Source organism: Paenibacillus planticolens (assembly GCF_013141725.1).
GTDB classification, from domain to species: domain Bacteria; phylum Bacillota; class Bacilli; order Paenibacillales; family NBRC-103111; genus Paenibacillus_E; species Paenibacillus_E planticolens.
In genome coordinates this window covers 160990-177631 of record NZ_WHNZ01000040.1, presented here as the reverse complement: position 1 = coordinate 177631, position 16642 = coordinate 160990, and the positions used below count along the sequence as shown (strand labels likewise).

General features: G+C 39.0%; 17 protein-coding genes and 1 pseudogene. 9 read left to right on the top strand and 9 right to left on the bottom strand.

Going from position 1 to position 16642, the window contains the following annotated elements; translation table 11 throughout:
• Window positions 1-41: 41 nt before the first annotated feature.
• From GC097_RS18315 to GC097_RS18300, 4 genes are all read left to right on the top strand, one after another.
• Window positions 42-1178, top strand: coding sequence for a DUF262 domain-containing protein (locus GC097_RS18315; RefSeq protein WP_171684752.1), 1137 nt, complete (start codon window positions 42-44; stop codon window positions 1176-1178).
• A complete protein-coding gene (locus GC097_RS18310; RefSeq protein WP_171684751.1) occupies window positions 1175-2296 on the top strand; it encodes an AAA family ATPase in 1122 nt (373 codons plus the stop codon). Before GC097_RS18315 ends, GC097_RS18310 begins: the two co-directional genes overlap by 4 nt.
• A gap of 3 nt (window positions 2297-2299) precedes the next feature.
• Window positions 2300-3250, top strand: coding sequence for a hypothetical protein (locus GC097_RS18305; RefSeq protein WP_171684750.1), 951 nt, complete (start codon window positions 2300-2302; stop codon window positions 3248-3250).
• A gap of 173 nt (window positions 3251-3423) precedes the next feature.
• A complete protein-coding gene (locus GC097_RS18300) occupies window positions 3424-3759 on the top strand; it encodes a helix-turn-helix domain-containing protein (RefSeq protein ID WP_171684749.1) in 336 nt (111 codons plus the stop codon).
• Window positions 3760-3786: 27 nt separating this feature from the next.
• Here the strand turns inward: GC097_RS18300 and GC097_RS33940 are convergent, their stop codons facing one another.
• A complete protein-coding gene (locus GC097_RS33940; RefSeq protein WP_216625811.1) occupies window positions 3787-4140 on the bottom strand; it encodes a hypothetical protein in 354 nt (117 codons plus the stop codon).
• Window positions 4141-4278: 138 nt separating this feature from the next.
• Window positions 4279-4467: a hypothetical protein gene (locus GC097_RS33935; protein WP_216625810.1), complete on the bottom strand. Its 189-nt coding sequence runs from the start codon at window positions 4465-4467 to the stop codon at window positions 4279-4281.
• A 227-nt stretch (window positions 4468-4694) separates the two neighbouring features.
• Between GC097_RS33935 and GC097_RS18290 the strand changes: the two are divergent.
• A pseudogene (locus tag GC097_RS18290) lies at window positions 4695-4856 on the top strand (IS5/IS1182 family transposase); the annotation flags it as partial.
• Window positions 4857-5129: 273 nt separating this feature from the next.
• On the opposite strand, the gene GC097_RS18285 reads toward GC097_RS18290, so the two are convergent.
• The 6 genes from GC097_RS18285 to GC097_RS18260 all read right to left on the bottom strand — a co-directional run bounded on the left by GC097_RS18285 (window position 5130) and on the right by GC097_RS18260 (window position 10414).
• A complete protein-coding gene (locus GC097_RS18285; RefSeq protein ID WP_246294332.1) occupies window positions 5130-6044 on the bottom strand; it encodes a DMT family transporter in 915 nt (304 codons plus the stop codon).
• A 282-nt stretch (window positions 6045-6326) separates the two neighbouring features.
• Complete coding sequence (locus GC097_RS18280; RefSeq protein WP_171684747.1) at window positions 6327-7373, bottom strand: Gfo/Idh/MocA family protein; 1047 nt, start codon at window positions 7371-7373, stop codon at window positions 6327-6329.
• 22 nt (window positions 7374-7395) lie between these two features.
• Window positions 7396-8742 carry a hypothetical protein gene (locus GC097_RS18275; protein WP_171684746.1) on the bottom strand — a complete coding sequence of 449 codons (1347 nt, stop codon included), beginning with the start codon at window positions 8740-8742 and terminating at the stop codon, window positions 7396-7398.
• Between the two features lie 103 nt (window positions 8743-8845).
• Complete coding sequence (locus GC097_RS18270; protein WP_171684745.1) at window positions 8846-9049, bottom strand: hypothetical protein; 204 nt, start codon at window positions 9047-9049, stop codon at window positions 8846-8848.
• Window positions 9050-9191: 142 nt separating this feature from the next.
• Window positions 9192-9617: an NUDIX domain-containing protein gene (locus tag GC097_RS18265; RefSeq protein WP_171684744.1), complete on the bottom strand. Its 426-nt coding sequence runs from the start codon at window positions 9615-9617 to the stop codon at window positions 9192-9194.
• Window positions 9618-10180: 563 nt separating this feature from the next.
• Window positions 10181-10414: a GNAT family N-acetyltransferase gene (locus GC097_RS18260; RefSeq protein ID WP_171684743.1), complete on the bottom strand. Its 234-nt coding sequence runs from the start codon at window positions 10412-10414 to the stop codon at window positions 10181-10183.
• A 719-nt stretch (window positions 10415-11133) separates the two neighbouring features.
• Here GC097_RS18260 and GC097_RS18255 point away from each other — a divergent pair.
• From GC097_RS18255 to GC097_RS18245, 3 genes are all read left to right on the top strand, one after another.
• Window positions 11134-11334 carry an SDR family oxidoreductase gene (locus tag GC097_RS18255; protein ID WP_171684742.1) on the top strand — a complete coding sequence of 67 codons (201 nt, stop codon included), beginning with the start codon at window positions 11134-11136 and terminating at the stop codon, window positions 11332-11334.
• Window positions 11335-11492: 158 nt separating this feature from the next.
• Window positions 11493-12671 carry a NupC/NupG family nucleoside CNT transporter gene (locus GC097_RS18250; protein WP_171684741.1) on the top strand — a complete coding sequence of 393 codons (1179 nt, stop codon included), beginning with the start codon at window positions 11493-11495 and terminating at the stop codon, window positions 12669-12671.
• A gap of 210 nt (window positions 12672-12881) precedes the next feature.
• The gene (locus GC097_RS18245) at window positions 12882-14933 is read left to right on the top strand and encodes an alpha/beta hydrolase fold domain-containing protein (RefSeq protein ID WP_171684739.1); all 2052 of its coding nucleotides are present in this window, start codon (window positions 12882-12884) and stop codon (window positions 14931-14933) included.
• Between the two features lie 175 nt (window positions 14934-15108).
• On the opposite strand, the gene GC097_RS18240 is transcribed toward GC097_RS18245, so the two are convergent.
• Entirely contained in the window at window positions 15109-15561 is a 453-nt protein-coding gene (locus tag GC097_RS18240) for a MarR family winged helix-turn-helix transcriptional regulator (RefSeq protein ID WP_171684738.1), read from the bottom strand.
• Window positions 15562-15696: 135 nt separating this feature from the next.
• Here GC097_RS18240 and GC097_RS18235 point away from each other — a divergent pair, with 135 nt between their 5' ends.
• Complete coding sequence (locus tag GC097_RS18235; RefSeq protein ID WP_171684737.1) at window positions 15697-16557, top strand: DMT family transporter; 861 nt, start codon at window positions 15697-15699, stop codon at window positions 16555-16557.
• Window positions 16558-16642: the final 85 nt, after the last annotated feature.

Below are 16642 nucleotides of genomic sequence, written 5' to 3'. Positions count from 1 at the left end.
ATAATTAGAAAGAGATACTAGTATTAAGTGGGGTGTAGCATATGACTGAAATGGAGCAGTTATCCTTGTTTGATTACTTTGCTAAGGACAAGGATGAAGTTGAAAAGACAGATGACTCTAGTGAAAACTTAATTACGGATCCATTTGACCCGGCCAAAATTGATATTACACAAAGATCACTAACTGTTGATTTACTAGTTAAAAGGTTAAGAGAAAAAGAAATAAATCTATTGACTGATTTTCAACGTAAGGGTGGATTATGGGATGATTCTCAGCAAAGTAGATTAATTGAGTCACTAATAATTAGAATTCCTCTCCCAGCCTTTTATTTTGATGGTAGTAATGATAATAACTGGCTTATTGTTGATGGGCTCCAGCGTCTTACGGCTCTAAAAAGATTTGTAATTAATCAAGATTTAAAACTTCATAATATGGAGTATGTAACTCAATTTGAAGGACTTCTATTTGGTGAGCTGCCAAGGCATATACAACGAAGAATTGAAGAAACGCAAATTATAGCATTTGTAATAAATGACGGGACACCGGAAGAGGTGAAGTATAACATATTTAAAAGGATTAATACAGGGGGAGTTCCTTTGACTCCTCAGGAAATACGACATGCTTTAAATCAAGGAGCAGCATCTAATTTTCTTAAGAATTTAGCTGAAAGCCAAGAGTTTCTAACAGCTACTTGTCATTCTGTTAAGACAGAAAGAATGGAAGATCGAGATTTTGTTTTAAGGTTTCTAGCATTTACCATGACTTCATACAAAAGTTATTTTCCAGATCTCGAGAATTTTCTTAATTCTGCAATGAGCTCTCTTAATAAAAAGACTGAGAATGAGTTGACTGACTTACAAAATAAATTTAAAAAGGCAATGATAAATTCTGCATCAATCTTTGAAGACGATGCTTTCCGAAGAAGATACAAAGCTAGCGATGGTCGAAAGCAGATGAACAAGGCTTTATTTGATACTTGGTCAGTTAATTTAGGGCTTCTCAATGATGAACAATGCGAAAAAGTAGTCAATAATCGCGAATTAATAAAAGAGAAGTTTATAGAATTAATGAAAGATAAAGATTTTGATGGAGCAATTTCACAAGGTACTGGGGATCCAAGACGTGTACAGTACAGGTTTTCAAAAATAGAAAGGTTGATAAAGGAAGTGTTAGCATGATATCGAAGTTACATTTACAGAATATAAAGTGCTTCCAAGATCAGGAAATAAAACTTAAACCGTTAACACTTTTGACGGGATTAAACGGTGCTGGAAAATCTACTGTAATTCAATCATTGCTTTTACTTAGACAATCTTTTTTACAAGGCACAATTCACAATCAGGGATTATCTCTAAATGGGGATTTGCTGTATATAGGTCTCGGACAAGATGTATTAAACGAAAATGCCGAAGAAGAGACAGTTAGTATTATGTTGGAACAAAATAATGTGGAAGAAATAAAATGGGTTTTTGGATATGATAAATCCACTGATATATTACCTACTATCTCAAGCAATTACGATAATCAATTTGTAGAAATTTTTTCGGAAAAATTCCAGTATTTAAGTGCTGAGAGAATAGGACCACGTACATATTTTAATAGGTCAAATTATAAAGTAAAGCAACAGAATACCATTGGTATTAACGGAGAATATACAACACACTATTTGTCAGTTTTTCAAAACGAAACAATACATAATAAATTATTAATTCACCCAGATGGTGTTTCAGAGAGTTTGAAATCTCAAATAGATGCATGGCTTAGTATTATTACACCTGGGACAAAAGTTGTTATCGGTGATCATACAGAAATGGACATCTTAAGTTTAAGATACAGATTTACTAGTGATCGAGATATAAGCAATTCATTTAGAGCCACAAATGTGGGTTTTGGACTGACGTATACATTGCCTGTGTTAGTTTCATTGCTCGCTGCTAAACCAGGATCCATATTACTAATAGAAAATCCTGAGGCACACCTGCACCCCAAAGGTCAATCAATTATTGGGAAATTAATGGCCTTTGCTTCAATGGGAGGTGTCCAAGTCATTACAGAAACACATAGTGATCATGTATTAAATGGAATTAGGTTAGCTGTTCACAGTAGACAAGTTAGTCCTGATAATATATCAATTAATTTTTTTAATAAACGAGAGCTTCACGGCAAACCGTATCATTACATAGAAAATCTAATAATTGATAGGAACGGTCGTATAGATAGTTGGCCTGAAGATTTCTTCGATGAATGGGATAAAAGCTTAGATCAATTGCTTTTTACTTCCGAAGGAGAAATATGACCAGTGGAATTAATATTTAATGAATTATCAATATCAGAACCAACTAATAGTCTTGTTGTAGCTCGAGAAAGAATGAAACATTTTGTTTTATTATTACAGCAGCTATTTAGTCGCGGTTTAAGTAAAGATTTAAGAGTAGCAGATGATTTTATTCATTTGTGCATTGCAAATGAATACAAAATTATACAATGGCTGAATGATCAAGATGTAGACCTAGAATTAAAAAGATTCTTTAAAGCTAGAGTTAGTAGAAGACCATACATCGATGCACATAACGAATCGAGCTTGTATGAAAATTTTCTTTCATCTGAATTTAAATACAAAGAGAAAGTTTGTAAGGGCCTAGGTGTTGCCCATTTAGTAGATGGAATAGCAATTAGCTTAGTGTCTGGGGAAGAGTGGGACACTCATATTCTTGCTCTTAAATTCGTGGAGTTAAATTCATTAGGTGAATTATTTGAAGATGACATTGAAATTCGCCATATTAGTGACTTTAAACATCTTAATCTACATAAGCCATTTTTTGAGATTCGGAAAAGATTAGCCAGTGAGGATACAGAATGGAGAAATAATTTAGAGGAAATATTCCCATTACTAACATTTTGTGATAGGTCATTAGCTCAGCTATTTGAATTCGGCAAAGGAGAACTAATCCTTAAACAGATCAGGAATAGGTTATTCGAATTGAATGACTACTTTACAAAATGGGTAGAGGGTGGGTTTGATAGTCAGCTATTGCCATTCAAGGTTACTCCAGAAAGCCAAAGAACATTAGATCATTATAGAGAGGAACATACCTTTTTATGTCCTGACGGAGAGCACAAGACATTTTCTTGGCATTTAAGGATGACTCCGGGTGCGGGTAGGATCTTTTTTATTCCTGACGAAAAAACAAGAAAATGTATTATTGGACATATTGGAAATAAGTTGAAAACAGTGAACGACCCAACATAAGTACGCTACGGCGTGTTGTGGATTTACCAAGCCACGGCTCACCTCCATAAAAGTACCTACGGCAAAGAAATGCTTCAAATTCTAACCGTGGTAAGTGCAAAGGTCCAAACAGAAAAGTCCTCATAATTGAGGGCTTTTCTGTTATTTTGGCACTAACAAAGGGGATTTCAAAATTGAACGATATTGGACAGAGAATAAAACAAATTCGAAAATCAAATGACTTGACTCAAATTGAATTTTCGAAATTAATTGGGATTAGTCAAGGTACGCCCAGTGAGATCGAGAAAGGGAAATCTAAGCCAGCAGTTGAAACATTACAGCAGTTAAGTAAGATCTTTCAAACGGATTTGAATTGGTTAGTGATGGATGATTTTGAAAAAAATAGTTTTTCGAATTTACAGGTTGAAATGCTTGTGAAAGTAAGAGAACTTGATTCCGGTATTCAAAATGAAATTCTTGAATTTATCGAATTCAAATTAACTCGATTAATCAATAAAACAACCAGGTAGATATATAGTTGTTTTCTCTATCTCGTGCTAGATCTTATTGAACACGGGGGAGTGCCCGGATGCTTTCTCTACACCGGTCTTCAGATTGTCCGGGGTAAGTACACGAGTGAACCCGCCAAAGAAGTGATACATATTGATATGAGCCGTAATCCAGCTCTCCCTGATCTTGTGAAGCGAAGGCTTCCACGTATGCATATTGGCTGTAGGCAAGCACTCCAACAAAAAATACATCGTGATAATTTCGCCAGTCTCGCGGTCAATGATGAACGCCGTTTGGCCGGCCCAATCCACTTCGAGCTGTTCGCCTGGCGTGTACCCAAACGCATGGTTGCATTCGTCTTCGAGGTGAACTGCTGATAGTGGTGGCAGAACTGCGAACACATTGACGGGATCTCTTTACTCGACCTACAGTTCTCGCAATACTCATTCCAGAGTAGACTAAGCGTCACGCCGCTCTTAGCCATCTCCCTATGGATGTACTCGTAATCCGGATGCTTTCGAGTTGACGGTTTCTCGGCTTCAGAAAACAGGCGCTGACGGAGTTCTGCCATCCGTTAGATCCTTCTCTAACGGCCAAACGATTCCAAGCTCTTCTGCTCGTTGAATGATTTTGGGGACGTTATTGCGCGAGTAGGCACGACTGACAGCGATGTTACGCTGGCTGATCCCTTGACTTTGAAGCCGCAGGATTTCACGATATTGGGTCATTGTATGACCTCCTCAAGAATGATTTGCGCTGTCTTTCGACAAACACATAAAGTTCATTCTAGCAGTGGTTCATGCGATGGCTCTCACCCCCGGAAGTGTGGCTCAAAAACGACGGAGGGCTGGTTCTCTCTCGCCGGAGTATTCAGTCAGGGGCTTATATGTACTTTCAAAAAACATTTGCTCACATTGAAGGGAATCTCAATTTAAGTGAATCACAAGTTCAAAGAAAAAGAGAAGAACGCTACAAAATTGAAGCAAAGAAAAGTGAACTCAAGCACAGGCACGGGTATGATATAGCCACATCCTCGGGTCTATTAGGGATGGAGTTCCAAGGTGCTATGGCCATATTCACGGATAATCTAAAGCGAATATTAAAGCTGATGAAATAAGAAATTATCCATATAGGCCTGCTTAGATAACGAAAAGACGACCCCCACCCAAAAAAACTGGGAATGAAGGTCGTCCTTTGATTCGTGCCTCTTAGCTATTCCGAAAAAATACAAGTTTTTCAGTGGCCTCCTATCAGGGAGTGTTTTTTTTATAGAACTTCTCTTTTATTGGGGTTGCGCTAACATAACGCGAATTTCGTACGCTAAAGCCACGAGTCCAGCAAAATCTAGGATTTTTTGTACGCTAAGCAATGCAGTACAAGATCAATTGTGTCATATAATGGTTTCATCAACTTTTATCGATGATGGTTTTGTTCTTTCCCGTCTTTGTTTATAACTACTTTGGTAAACTGTAAGCGCCACAACTGAAGAGAAAAGAAGTATACATCCAATAATATTAAGAGGCGAAAGATCCATTCCAAAGAAAGGCCAGGAAAAAAGTGCAACTAAAACAGGGCTGAATGAGCGGATAATACTTGAGAATGTGAACGAAATAAATTTAAGTGCATAAAAAAGGAGAAATGTCCCAAGAAACCCACACAATGCTGAAAGGATGAAAAGGATACTCGTAGAAAATGTTATTTGAGAGGTTGCAAATTGAATTTTCACAAAAAACATTCTATAAGACAAAATCACTATAGTAGCCACAAGATTATTATAAAGCATAGAAGCAAGATAATGTGTTTTTCCTTCTTTAAATTTAATCAAAATATTCGTAAGAGAAAAGCAGAAAGTATATAAAAATGAAAATATAACACCAATAAAAATCAGTTTATCAGAGCTCTCCTTTGAAACAAATAAAAATGTACCTAAAATTGCAAAAACTATAAAAACAATTTCTACTTTTTGTATTTTTTCTTTAAGAATAACAACCGATAGGATTGTAGAAAATACAACGTAAAATCTCCCAATGAATCCAACATATATTGGACTTAAGTTATTTGCGCTAATAAACATGCTTAGTATTGCTATTGTATATAGAAATGAGGTATCGATTGAGGAAAAGAATTTTTTCCAAGAGATCTCGACTTTTTGAATTAATATAAGTACAAAAGAAAATAAAACTTGGAGAATCGATGTAAAGATTGCCACGTCAACGTAAGAAAAAGAATTGACTAGGAACTTGTTCACTATGGGTGAAAGTGAAGTGAAAATAAGTGAGAAAAAAACAACTAGTATCCCTTTCATTTCATTGTTTACTGATATTAAAGATTTAACATTCATGTATATTCCCCGAATCTACATTTGATTTAAAATAAAGTAACAGGTACCGCCAACCCAATGACGTAAAACCCACGCTAAGACATTTTCGAGAATTAAATAAACGCGGATTGTTTCTAGCTAAACCGGTTACGTATTTGATACGTTAATTTTGAGATGGAAAGAAAAATTCTTGTGTATCAATCGTTTCAGCCTTAGCATGGGTTTTATGTCACATGTTGGATATCCCCCAGCAAGTAATAAATGACACTATTTTTCCTTGGTTTTTCTTAGAATCTCATCGATAATTTTATATACTGCAACGGACTCAGAAATGCCACAACTTGGTTTTAGTCGACCGAGAATCATATCCCGAAATACAGAAATCTCACCTGAATAGCCTGTGCGTTCATATCCTCCATTTAAACCTGAGTAATCGTAAACTAAATTTTCTTTACCATTAAACGGGGAGACTTTACTAATATTTTCGTCTAAAAATGATATTTTAGATAAATTATCAACGATACATACTTTTCCATCAGATGAAAGAAATTCAAATCTGCTATCAAATTTATTGGAGTAATTGCCCATTTCCAGAGTAGTATGGAATCCGGAAGCAAAATTTATGGTTACAATTAATGAAAATTTTTGCCCGTTATCTAAATTTAGAATTTCAGCATTAATTTTAACTGGTTCCCCGAATAAATTAACCACAAAATCAAGCGCGTGAATACCAACAGCGTAGAGGAAACTTTCAAGAACAGAAGTGTTATTCCACATTACCGTTCTAGGTTTAGAACTCAAGAAACGAATTTTACAGCCTACAATCTTATGAGAGTCGTCATTTTCTTTAAACAATGCAATAGCTTTTTTTAGTGCCCCTGATGTTCTGAAATTGTAACCTACATTACATACAATACCGGGACATTTTTTTACTCTATCTACTAGGTCTAGAAGAGTTTTTAGATCTGGAGCAGGTGGCTTTTCAATAAATATATGGATACCTAGTTCGAGTGCTACTTTTGCAACTTCATAATGTAAATCGGGGGGTGCGGAAATAACAACCGCATCAATAATTTGAGGATCGAGCATATCCCTCCAATTTGAATATCCATGGACAACAGGGAATATTTTCTTTATCCTTTCTAGCTTTTCTGGTGTTCTAGAAGCTACTGCTATTAGAGAAATATCTTCTGTTACTGCTATTGCAGGTATTAAATTTTCTTCACTGTGAGGACCAATACCAATAAGACCTACACGTAAATTTCTTTGAGCTAACAAATTACTACTGCTTAACTGCATGCTTAAATTTTCCATTATTATTCCTCCAAAGTTTGTTTTACAATTTTAAGTAGGCTAATAGATAAGTAAATAATTTATCTAGTACTAAATTTTTAGCTTCAATAGCTTGGAATGAACGATTATTACTTAAATCAAATAATACATTGTGTAATCTTTCGGGTATATCTCGCACGTAATCTGTTGCAAAATGAAGTGGTACAAATGTAACCGCTTTTAACTTTTCTTTATTATAATTCGATATTGCTAGTGCCATTTGAGAAATTTCGTTATCAATTGATAAAGCATGATATCTGTTTATGATTTCTCTTTGCTGATAATTCTCTTCTAGAACGGTCGGTACCGATACATGCCAACCTGTATTTATTTCTGGAAATAAATCTGCAATAGGATTTTTAACATCACAAATTTCACCTAATATTTGATTGTGTCGAAGAATTAAGTATTTAGTAGGTGAAAAAACCTTGTTATACAAATCTTCGGTACTTGATAAGGCACCTAATTTTGCTGCATAGATAATTTCACTGCACCCAAGTTGACATAGATGGGAAACTAGCTTTGCACTAATACATCCCCAAAAACTAAATTTAACCCCTAAAAGGCAAACAAAACTATCATTTAACTTATAGCGAGAAATGCAAAAGTATGAGTTCTCGTATCTGCTTATTAACAAACAGCTAAGTTCTTCGTCTAGTAATTTGTTGAATTCACCAACATATCCAAGAATAATACGATCTCCCGGCATAATTAATTCATTGTTGATACCTGTCCAAAAAGGTAAGCTTTGTTCAGCTAGAGGATACCAAAAAACTTTGAGAATATCGGGTTTTGTCGTTCTTAATTTAATAAAATGTTTAATAAGATTTGAGTAATGCACCAGATAATCCTGGCCCGGAGCGACACACAGTAGCAATACCTTTTTATCATACCTCTCAGCATAATAATATTTAGGTCTTTCATAGTTAAATTGTTTTGTAGATAAGTTATGTTCAAAATCAATTTTACTTATATTTGAATAACCAAGAATCCCATAAATGACTTCAAAGTGTTTCCAGTGGATTCCATGGACTTCTACAAGAAATCCGTCAGCTAATGCCTGGTCCATATAGGATGTGGGTAGTTTTTGAATTACATATTCATCGACACTGAATGACATTGTATGATCGAGTGGGCGGCAATCTGCTAAAAATATATCTGGTAGTATATGGAAGTTACGATATATTTCATAAAGCTCATTTAATGTATGGTTATCGTTACTTAACTGATATGGATACAAAGTGGTTATTCGGTTTAAGGTTACTTCTTTATTGTAAATAAGATTCCTTGGATCAAAGTCATTAGCATGAGTGTCTAACCGAAAAGTTCTTAATGAATCTGCTAAAAGCATAATGTCCCCCTCAAAAATGCAAAATACTAATATTCCGAAAAATTTCATGATTGAAGAAAACTATTTAGGGGTCCAGCCAACATTTTAACGCGGAAAATATAAGCTAAGGATGTTCAGACGCATAAACAGCGGATTTCCCTAACCGGTTTGTTACGTCCGCCAAGGCCGTCAGGAATGGGGCGAATACGTGTCCGCTAATGCTTAGCGTATAAAACCGAAATGTTGGATCTACCCCATTTTCTGTATACGCCTGTATTTTTCTATTAAAATCGTCTAAAATGAATTTGGGAACGTTATTTTTTTGCATGACAAAGAAACAACACTCCTCCAGAGAACCACTACCATGGCCCCGTCATAAGCGTTGGTAGTGGTTTCTTATTATTTTATTTTAATAAAACAACCAATCAGTTGCTCTGTAAACCGACGAAAACGCAATGAAATTAGACATATTATACAGACAGCATGTTTTTAGGCAATAAATGTTCCTCAATTAAGAGTTTAGTGGGTGTTGCTATACTAATTGAATTTAATTGAGATTTCGTGAACCACCCGAAGTCAACTGCTTCAGAATTAATAATTACTTCATCTGAGTTTATCGTAGTCGCTATATGCTCAATAAAAATGAAATGTTTATCTGAATTAATTTGTTCGCGAACACCTAAAAATTGAATATTTTCAATATTTAGGTTAGTTTCTTCTTTGATTTCTCGTTTTAATGCTTCAATCATAGTTTCACCACATTCTATTTTTCCTCCAGGGATAATCCAATCGTCTTTAAATTTTCCGGAAGATTTCATAAGAAATAATCGATTTTGACGATCTAATATCAGTGCACCTACAACTGGAATAGCATATTTTTGAGCGCTTGACTGCAAAAGTTTCTCCTCCTCACTCTTTTTCACTCCTATTTTTTCTCATAACAAAGAACTAGAAAATAAATACTACTAAAAAATTGTAATAAACTTCTTGTATATTAATAAATTGTAAATAATAACAATTTCAGATTTTATACCCAGTGGAGAATATTGTCAAATTAAATTTTGATAAATTTGGCATAAAGGGATCGTGCCAACAAAATGCGGATTTCGAACGCTAAGGAGAAGAAGTCAGTAAAATGGTCGCTTTTCTGTACGCTAACGAATGCAGCACAAGATCAATTGTGTTGTATGAAAGCCAAATAAACGAGTATTTTGATACCTTAATGCAACACAACTTATCCAATTATGACCGTATCAGGATGCGACGCAATTGTTAGCGTAGGATTTTCACGTTCTGCTTGTCTTTTTAATTATCGACGCTTCTTCCAAAAGAGACACACATTAAAATGAATGAATACTGTGATTTCAGCTTCTTCACTAACTCGACTAAGGTGGTATATACCCCGTATTATAACCTGCCCCCTCATAAAATTTCTGCGCGGCTCCATTATTGGCATCGACTAGTAACGATATACGCAAAGAGCCTTTAGTTCGACAAAATTGATGATTTTTTGCATAAAGAACGAACCGTACCCTTCTCCCCTCTCTGATTCGGACAAGATATAATCCTCAAGAATGATTGCTTTTCCGCCCTCGGCTGTACTAATGGTGAACAGCATGTTCACCATGCCAATAACGTAGTCATGATTCAATAGAACAAGAAGTTGGCCGCTTTCTGGGTGGTTTAATTTCATTTCCAAGCCGGCCTTTTGGGTCCGATGGCAGCCTCGTGTGTCGCTTATTCAGCACTCGTTTCCACGTTAGCTTTTCTTAAAATACGCAGGGGAAATGGTTTGTTTTCTGGAGCGATTGGCGGAGAGTAATAATTCAACATTAATATTTAATTAGAAATAATTTATTATAAAAATATCACTAATAACAATAATCACTTGGGGGGACATTATGATTAACGAAGAATATCAGTCAGACATTGCTTGCGTTACACCTTCAGGAATTCGACTTCACCATTGGCTTTACTCATGTAGGAGAGCAGTCCACGAACAGTGGTTTCATAATGCATTTATCACGGGAGATTGGAGTATCTCTGTATTATACGATTCATCTGACAGGTCTCATCTCTTCCCGATCATGAACTTGAGGTCTGTAATATCATTCAGTTCAAAACTTTTGATCAGGATGAACTAAACCAATATCATAGCCTTATTGAAATTTATAAGCAGAGTAAACAGAAGTTGGACAGACTTAAGCGGGGGCAAAGGCATGGATATCTAAGCTAAATTGGACTTTGTAGATGAGGAATTTGATTCAAAACCAGTAAGCAGATTGTATTCCCTTCAACCGATTGGGTTAAATTCCGGATATGTAGAATCATTGACCAGCTATATAACTCGACTTGCGAAGGCGCACTGTGTAAGAACTGGTTTCTGCGGGTTCGCCAGATACTCCAGGTGTGATGGGAGCGATGAAACTCCTTGCGGAAAGTGCAGGAGTAACCTTTGAGCAGATCTTGGAGGAAAACGCTAAGAGCACCATGCTTAAACGGATGCCGAGTTTGGCCGAAGTCGCGGAAATGGCGGTTCTCATGGCATCAGATCGCGCTCGATGCATCACCGCCGCGGCTGTGAATGTGACTTGTGGCGCTTACGTGGATTGAAGTGGCAATGCCTTAGGTCTGAGCACTGCGATAAGTAGGAAACCATCGAAGTCATTCGATGGTTTTTATTTTTGGCTGAGCTCTTTTAAAGGAAATGGGATAAGAGCGCTTAAGAAAGGAATAATGAAAGTACATTCACATCGGAGGAATTAGACATCATGAGATACTTAATCGCTATACTGGGAGTGTTAGTCGTGTTCTGTCTGTCGTATGCGGTAAGCAGTGACCGCCGGAACATCCGCTACAAGCCGCTTTTCATCATGATCGTCCTGCAGGCGCTGCTTGCATTTGCCTTGCTGCATACCGCCGTCGGCGAGATCCTTATTGGTGGCTTTGCTTCGTTGTTTGAGAAGCTGCTAGCGTATGCGGGAGAAGGCGTTGATTTTGTGTTCGGAGGTCTTGTCAATGAAGGCCAAATGACATTCTTTTTGTCGGTTTTGCTCCCGATCATTTTTATATCCACTCTCATAGGGATTTTGCAGTACACAAAGATCTTGCCTTTCATTATTCAATATATCGGTCTGGTGCTCAGCAAAATCAACGGAATGGGCAAGCTGGAATCCTATAACGCGGTCGCATCCGCCATTCTAGGGCAATCGGAAGTATTCATTTCCGTCAAAAAGCAGATCGGCATGCTGCCGAAGCATCGTCTTTATACGCTATGCGCTTCCGCTATGTCAACAGTTTCAATGTCAATTGTCGGCGCATACATGCAAATGATTAATCCGAAGTATGTTGTTACCGCACTCGTGTTAAACTTATTCGGGGGCTTCATTATCACTTCGATCCTTAACCCGTATTCGGTTTCGAGAGAAGAGGATATTTTGGAAGTACTGGATGAAGAGAAGCAGTCTTTTTTTGAAATGCTGGGTGAATACATTATGGATGGGTTCAAGGTGGCGATCGTTGTCGCGGCGATGCTGATCGGCTTTGTTGCGCTGATCGCTATGGTCAATGGCATCTTCACTGGCGTCTTCGGCATATCCTTCCAACAGCTTCTCGGTTATATCTTTGCGCCTTTTGCTTTCGTGATGGGGGTACCCTGGAAGGAAGCTGTGGAAGCGGGAAGCATCATGGCGACGAAAATGGTTTCCAACGAATTCGTGGCGATGCTTGATCTCGGCAAGCATACGACTTTGTCCGCACGTACGATCGGCATCGTCTCGGTGTTCCTAGTGTCGTTCGCGAATTTCTCGTCCATCGGCATTATTTCCGGAGCAGTAAAGGGATTGCATGAGAAGCAGGGCAATGTTGTGGCCCGTTTCGGTCTCAAACTGCTGTTCGGGGCAACGATGGTCAGTGTATTGTCAGCTACAATAGCGGGATTGTTCCTGTAATATCCTAAAAAAGAACATACAAAAACAAAAGACACCCGATAGGGTGTCTTTGCTTTTGTGTTATTTACACAAGTTGTCAAAGTAGGGTGACCAGGAATTGCGTAATATTGCACTCAATTACCGGGGAATACATCATTGTAAAAGTACTAAGGAAAATCTAAACTAAACATCAAATTGGTGTTACACTGCAAGTTTGAGGAGGTTGTCATAATGAAGCGGCTGCTCATTTACGTTCTTCCGATTTTAGTGATTGTACTAGGAGCTTGGCTATTCGTTAGCCGGCAGGCCCCTATTTCGAAAGTGTCCCCGGTCCAAGCAGCGCCCATCTATACGACGGTTAACAACGAGCCAGGCAACGTCAATTATCTATCTCCCGTGTACGATGTTTACATAAAGCGTGGTATCGTCTATGCGACTAAGAAGAATGAGACTGAAGCCGAAGAACCCTTGAAATTCGATTTATATGAGCCGGAGGGTGATAACAACAAGATGAGACCTGTATTTATTTTCATTCATGGAGGAGGTTTTAAGGAAGGAACTAGAACAGATGCGGAGCAATTTTCCAAGGAATTAGCCAAGCGAGGGTACGCCGTTCTTTCAATGGACTACAGACTGAAAAGCGATCCTTTTGCTGACTTTACACATACGGTTTTTGACGCTTTCGAGGATATCTCCGATGTCATTGGCTGGATTAACAACAACGCTACAGCTTATGGGCTGGACGCGGCACATCTGGCTATAGGCGGGGATTCGGCTGGCGGCCAGCTAGCGATGAATTTTGCTAATGAATATTTGGATCTCAATCCTGCCAGCGTAAAACCGATATTTGCAATCATCGATATTTACGGCGGGTTACTGATGAATAGCGCACATGAAAACCTGCCTCCCGTTCTCATCATTCATGGGACAATAGACAAATTAATCCCATACCAACAGAGTTTGCAACTCAACGATTTATTAGAAAAAAGCGGAATTTATCATACGTTGTTCACCTTGGATGGTGTTGGGCACGATTATAAGAATGCAAAGTATTTCGACGAAATTGTCGAAAATACATCACACTTTCTCTGGAACATCATGAGTCGTCCGAAGACAGAATGGCTCCCGGAAAGAGTCGGTATCGAAGCCGTTGCCGGCGATGCTTTTGACATTCAATTGCCTGAAGGATTCCGCAATCCCGTTAATGGGCAGATCAAAGTTAATTTGCCTAATGAATGGTCGCTAGGGAAAAATGAAGATACCCAGTCTCTAAGGGTTCAAGTTCCTGTAGGTTTGAATCGAGGGAATCATTCGATCTTCGTCTCGCTAGATCAAAGTCAACAGCCTGAGCCGCGCTTTGCGATGAACGTTAAAGTCGTCGATCCTGTAAAAGAAAGCTTCGATTCCTATTGGGATGCCACAGACCATAAAATAAAAACTCATCTGCAAATTACCAACGCATCAAAAAGCGAGTTCAACGGCTCTCTGCAAGTCACTTACGAAACGGAGCAATCGAATCAAGGAACATTCTCAATCCGTGTGGATCAGCTCGAACCAGGGAAAAGCAAGACGTTCACCATCCCTGAACTGGCAAAAGGCAAACGAACCCTCAAAGGATTCAACGCCTCAGGCACGCTCCTGCAAATTACGGAGGATTCGTCTCCTGCACTTCTAGTTCATAAAATCCAGAAGCGAATAACGATCGACGGCAATTTGGATGAATGGCAGGATCAGGTAAGTTTCGAGGTGAATGGCGTTGCCATCAACGATTGGAAAGGAAAAGAAGATGCCAGCGCAGTCGGCTATTTATCCTGGGACGCGAACTACTTATATGTTGCGGTGGACGTTACTGACGATGTTCATTCTCAACCAGCGGACAGTAGTATGATCTGGAATGGAGATAGCATACAGCTAGGGATTGGTTTCGCCAATGCGGATGGAAGCGTTCCTCTCGAATATCACGAGATGGGGGTTGCTCTGAATGACAATGGGAACTTGACCAATTGGCGCTGGATTGCACCGAAAAGCTTTAGTACCGATGGCTCCGTCAACATCCATGAAGCAGTCAAACGCCAAGGCCAGAAAACGATCTACGAACTTGCAATTCCTTGGAGTGAATTGACCCCAGATACTGCGTTGATCACGCAAGGAACGAAATTGAAATTTTCCATGGTTGTGAATGACAATGACGGGAGCGGTCGCAAAGGTTGGCTGGAATACAACAGCGGAATAGCAACAGCCAAAGATATTAACGAGTTTGGCGATTTATATTTGATGGATTAACCGAAACGTGGGAACTAAGCCTGAGTTTGGGTATCGACCCCGATACACGCGGCGGCGATAGTGGATTTTCCAAGCCATGTCTCACCTCCATACAAAAGAAAGAAGCACCCGAGAGAGTGCTTCTTTCTTTTGTATAGATTCGCCCGCGCGGGTAAACACGCTTCCTGCTCGTCGATCAGCGTTCGTCCTGCAGGGCACGATATACTTTGGACAGCCCTCTCTCGATTATCGTACGTTCTTCTTCGTCTAGGACGTTGAGAAAATAGTTCGATATCCCGTCCGCATATGTTGGCCATGTGGCGAGAAACGCCTTTTTACCTTCCCGCGTCAAAATGGCAAAAGCTCCCCGCCGATCTTCTTCCGTTCGTTCTCTTATTACGAATCCTTCACGTTCCAATCGTTCAACAACGCGTGTCAGACCGCTGCGGGTTATAACCACTTTTTTAGCAAGATCGGTCATCCGGAGCTTTTTATTTGGGGATTGATACAAGGCTACCAAGACATCGTAAGTCGTCAACGGTATTTTCCGCTGCTCGGATAAATCCTTTTCAATTCGTTCAATTACGGATGCATGTGCATTTACAAATGCACGCCATACGGACAACTGTTCTTCTTCTAGTCGGTGCATAAGGTAATGCCTCCTGAATCTTCGCTTTTATAGATCTTACTTGATTTTTTGTTGACTACGCAAGTAATTCATGATAATTTTATTTGCATAAGAAATAGTTGCTTGAACAACTATATAGCAAAGGAGGAATCTTCCTTGAATGGCATACTATTCGGACTTCTGTCGGCTTTTTCATTTGGTACAGCTGATTTTTTTGCAGGTAAAGCAAGCAAAAATACAGGGGTTTTCTCTACCCTTTTTTACATGCAGGTCGTTGGTTTTGTCTTTCTGACGTCAGCGGTGACTTGGTATGGACAGTGGCATAACTTGAATTCTTTGTCGCATGTAGCGGCAGCCAGCTTGTGGATGGCACTGGACTTGATCGGTATTCTATTTCTTTATCAAGGTCTGGTTTCCGGCAAGTCTTCCGTCGTTGCACCTATCGCGTCCAGTTTCTCGGTCTTCACCGTTATTCTGGCCTTTGTGTTTGGAGAGCGGCTCAGCATTGTGAAACTGGCAGCTATTGTACTGACGCTAGTCGGCATAGTTCTTACAACCTTGGTCTTATCTGATAGAGGGAAGAGCAGATCTGGCCAGAAACTGGAGAGCGGAGCGGTTTGGGCGATTTTTGCTGCGCTGTTTCTCGGTACGGCGTTCTTTGGACTGCGCTATCCGCATGAAGCCTTAGGCGGTCTGGTAACGGTTTGGATCGGTCGCCTGCAAGCCACGATTTTGCTTCCTGTTGTGTATGCATGTTTTAAGAAGCGTATAGTACTTCCGGATAAAAAGAACGCAGGTTTGATTATCATCGTTGGCATTCTTGATGCAATAGCTCTAGTTTGCTATAACCTTGGGCTGGGCTTAGAGGATACCTCTATTGTGATTACAGCAACATCCTTGTTTGCCGTGGTGACTCTGTTTTGGGGCGTGTTTCTAGGCGGTGAAAAACCTTCGTGGAATCAGTGGGTGGGAATTGGCTGTACGTCCATAGGGATTTTCTTGATTTCCCTGCTATAACAAGCATAAGGGGCTTTTTGCGTTAAACAGCAATATCTTGTCCTTTATAAAAGTGTTCTGTCAATATCCTTAATTTGTAAGTTGG

What these genes read in the sequence shown, in the direction of transcription:
- GC097_RS18315 (WP_171684752.1), top strand. Translation starts at nt 42, where the DNA reads ATGACTGAAATGGAGCAGTTATCCTTGTTTGATTACTTTGCTAAGGAC.
- GC097_RS18310 (WP_171684751.1), top strand. Translation starts at nt 1,175, where the DNA reads ATGATATCGAAGTTACATTTACAGAATATAAAGTGCTTCCAAGATCAG.
- GC097_RS33935 (WP_216625810.1), bottom strand. Translation starts at nt 4,467, where the DNA reads ATGACCCAATATCGTGAAATCCTGCGGCTTCAAAGTCAAGGGATCAGC.
- GC097_RS18285 (WP_246294332.1), bottom strand. Translation starts at nt 6,044, where the DNA reads ATGAAAGGGATACTAGTTGTTTTTTTCTCACTTATTTTCACTTCACTT.
- GC097_RS18280 (WP_171684747.1), bottom strand. Translation starts at nt 7,373, where the DNA reads ATGGAAAATTTAAGCATGCAGTTAAGCAGTAGTAATTTGTTAGCTCAA.
- GC097_RS18275 (WP_171684746.1), bottom strand. Translation starts at nt 8,742, where the DNA reads ATGCTTTTAGCAGATTCATTAAGAACTTTTCGGTTAGACACTCATGCT.
- GC097_RS18270 (WP_171684745.1), bottom strand. Translation starts at nt 9,049, where the DNA reads ATGCAAAAAAATAACGTTCCCAAATTCATTTTAGACGATTTTAATAGA.
- GC097_RS18260 (WP_171684743.1), bottom strand. Translation starts at nt 10,414, where the DNA reads ATGAAATTAAACCACCCAGAAAGCGGCCAACTTCTTGTTCTATTGAAT.
- GC097_RS18255 (WP_171684742.1), top strand. Translation starts at nt 11,134, where the DNA reads ATGGGAGCGATGAAACTCCTTGCGGAAAGTGCAGGAGTAACCTTTGAG.
- GC097_RS18250 (WP_171684741.1), top strand. Translation starts at nt 11,493, where the DNA reads ATGAGATACTTAATCGCTATACTGGGAGTGTTAGTCGTGTTCTGTCTG.
- GC097_RS18245 (WP_171684739.1), top strand. Translation starts at nt 12,882, where the DNA reads ATGAAGCGGCTGCTCATTTACGTTCTTCCGATTTTAGTGATTGTACTA.
- GC097_RS18240 (WP_171684738.1), bottom strand. Translation starts at nt 15,561, where the DNA reads ATGCACCGACTAGAAGAAGAACAGTTGTCCGTATGGCGTGCATTTGTA.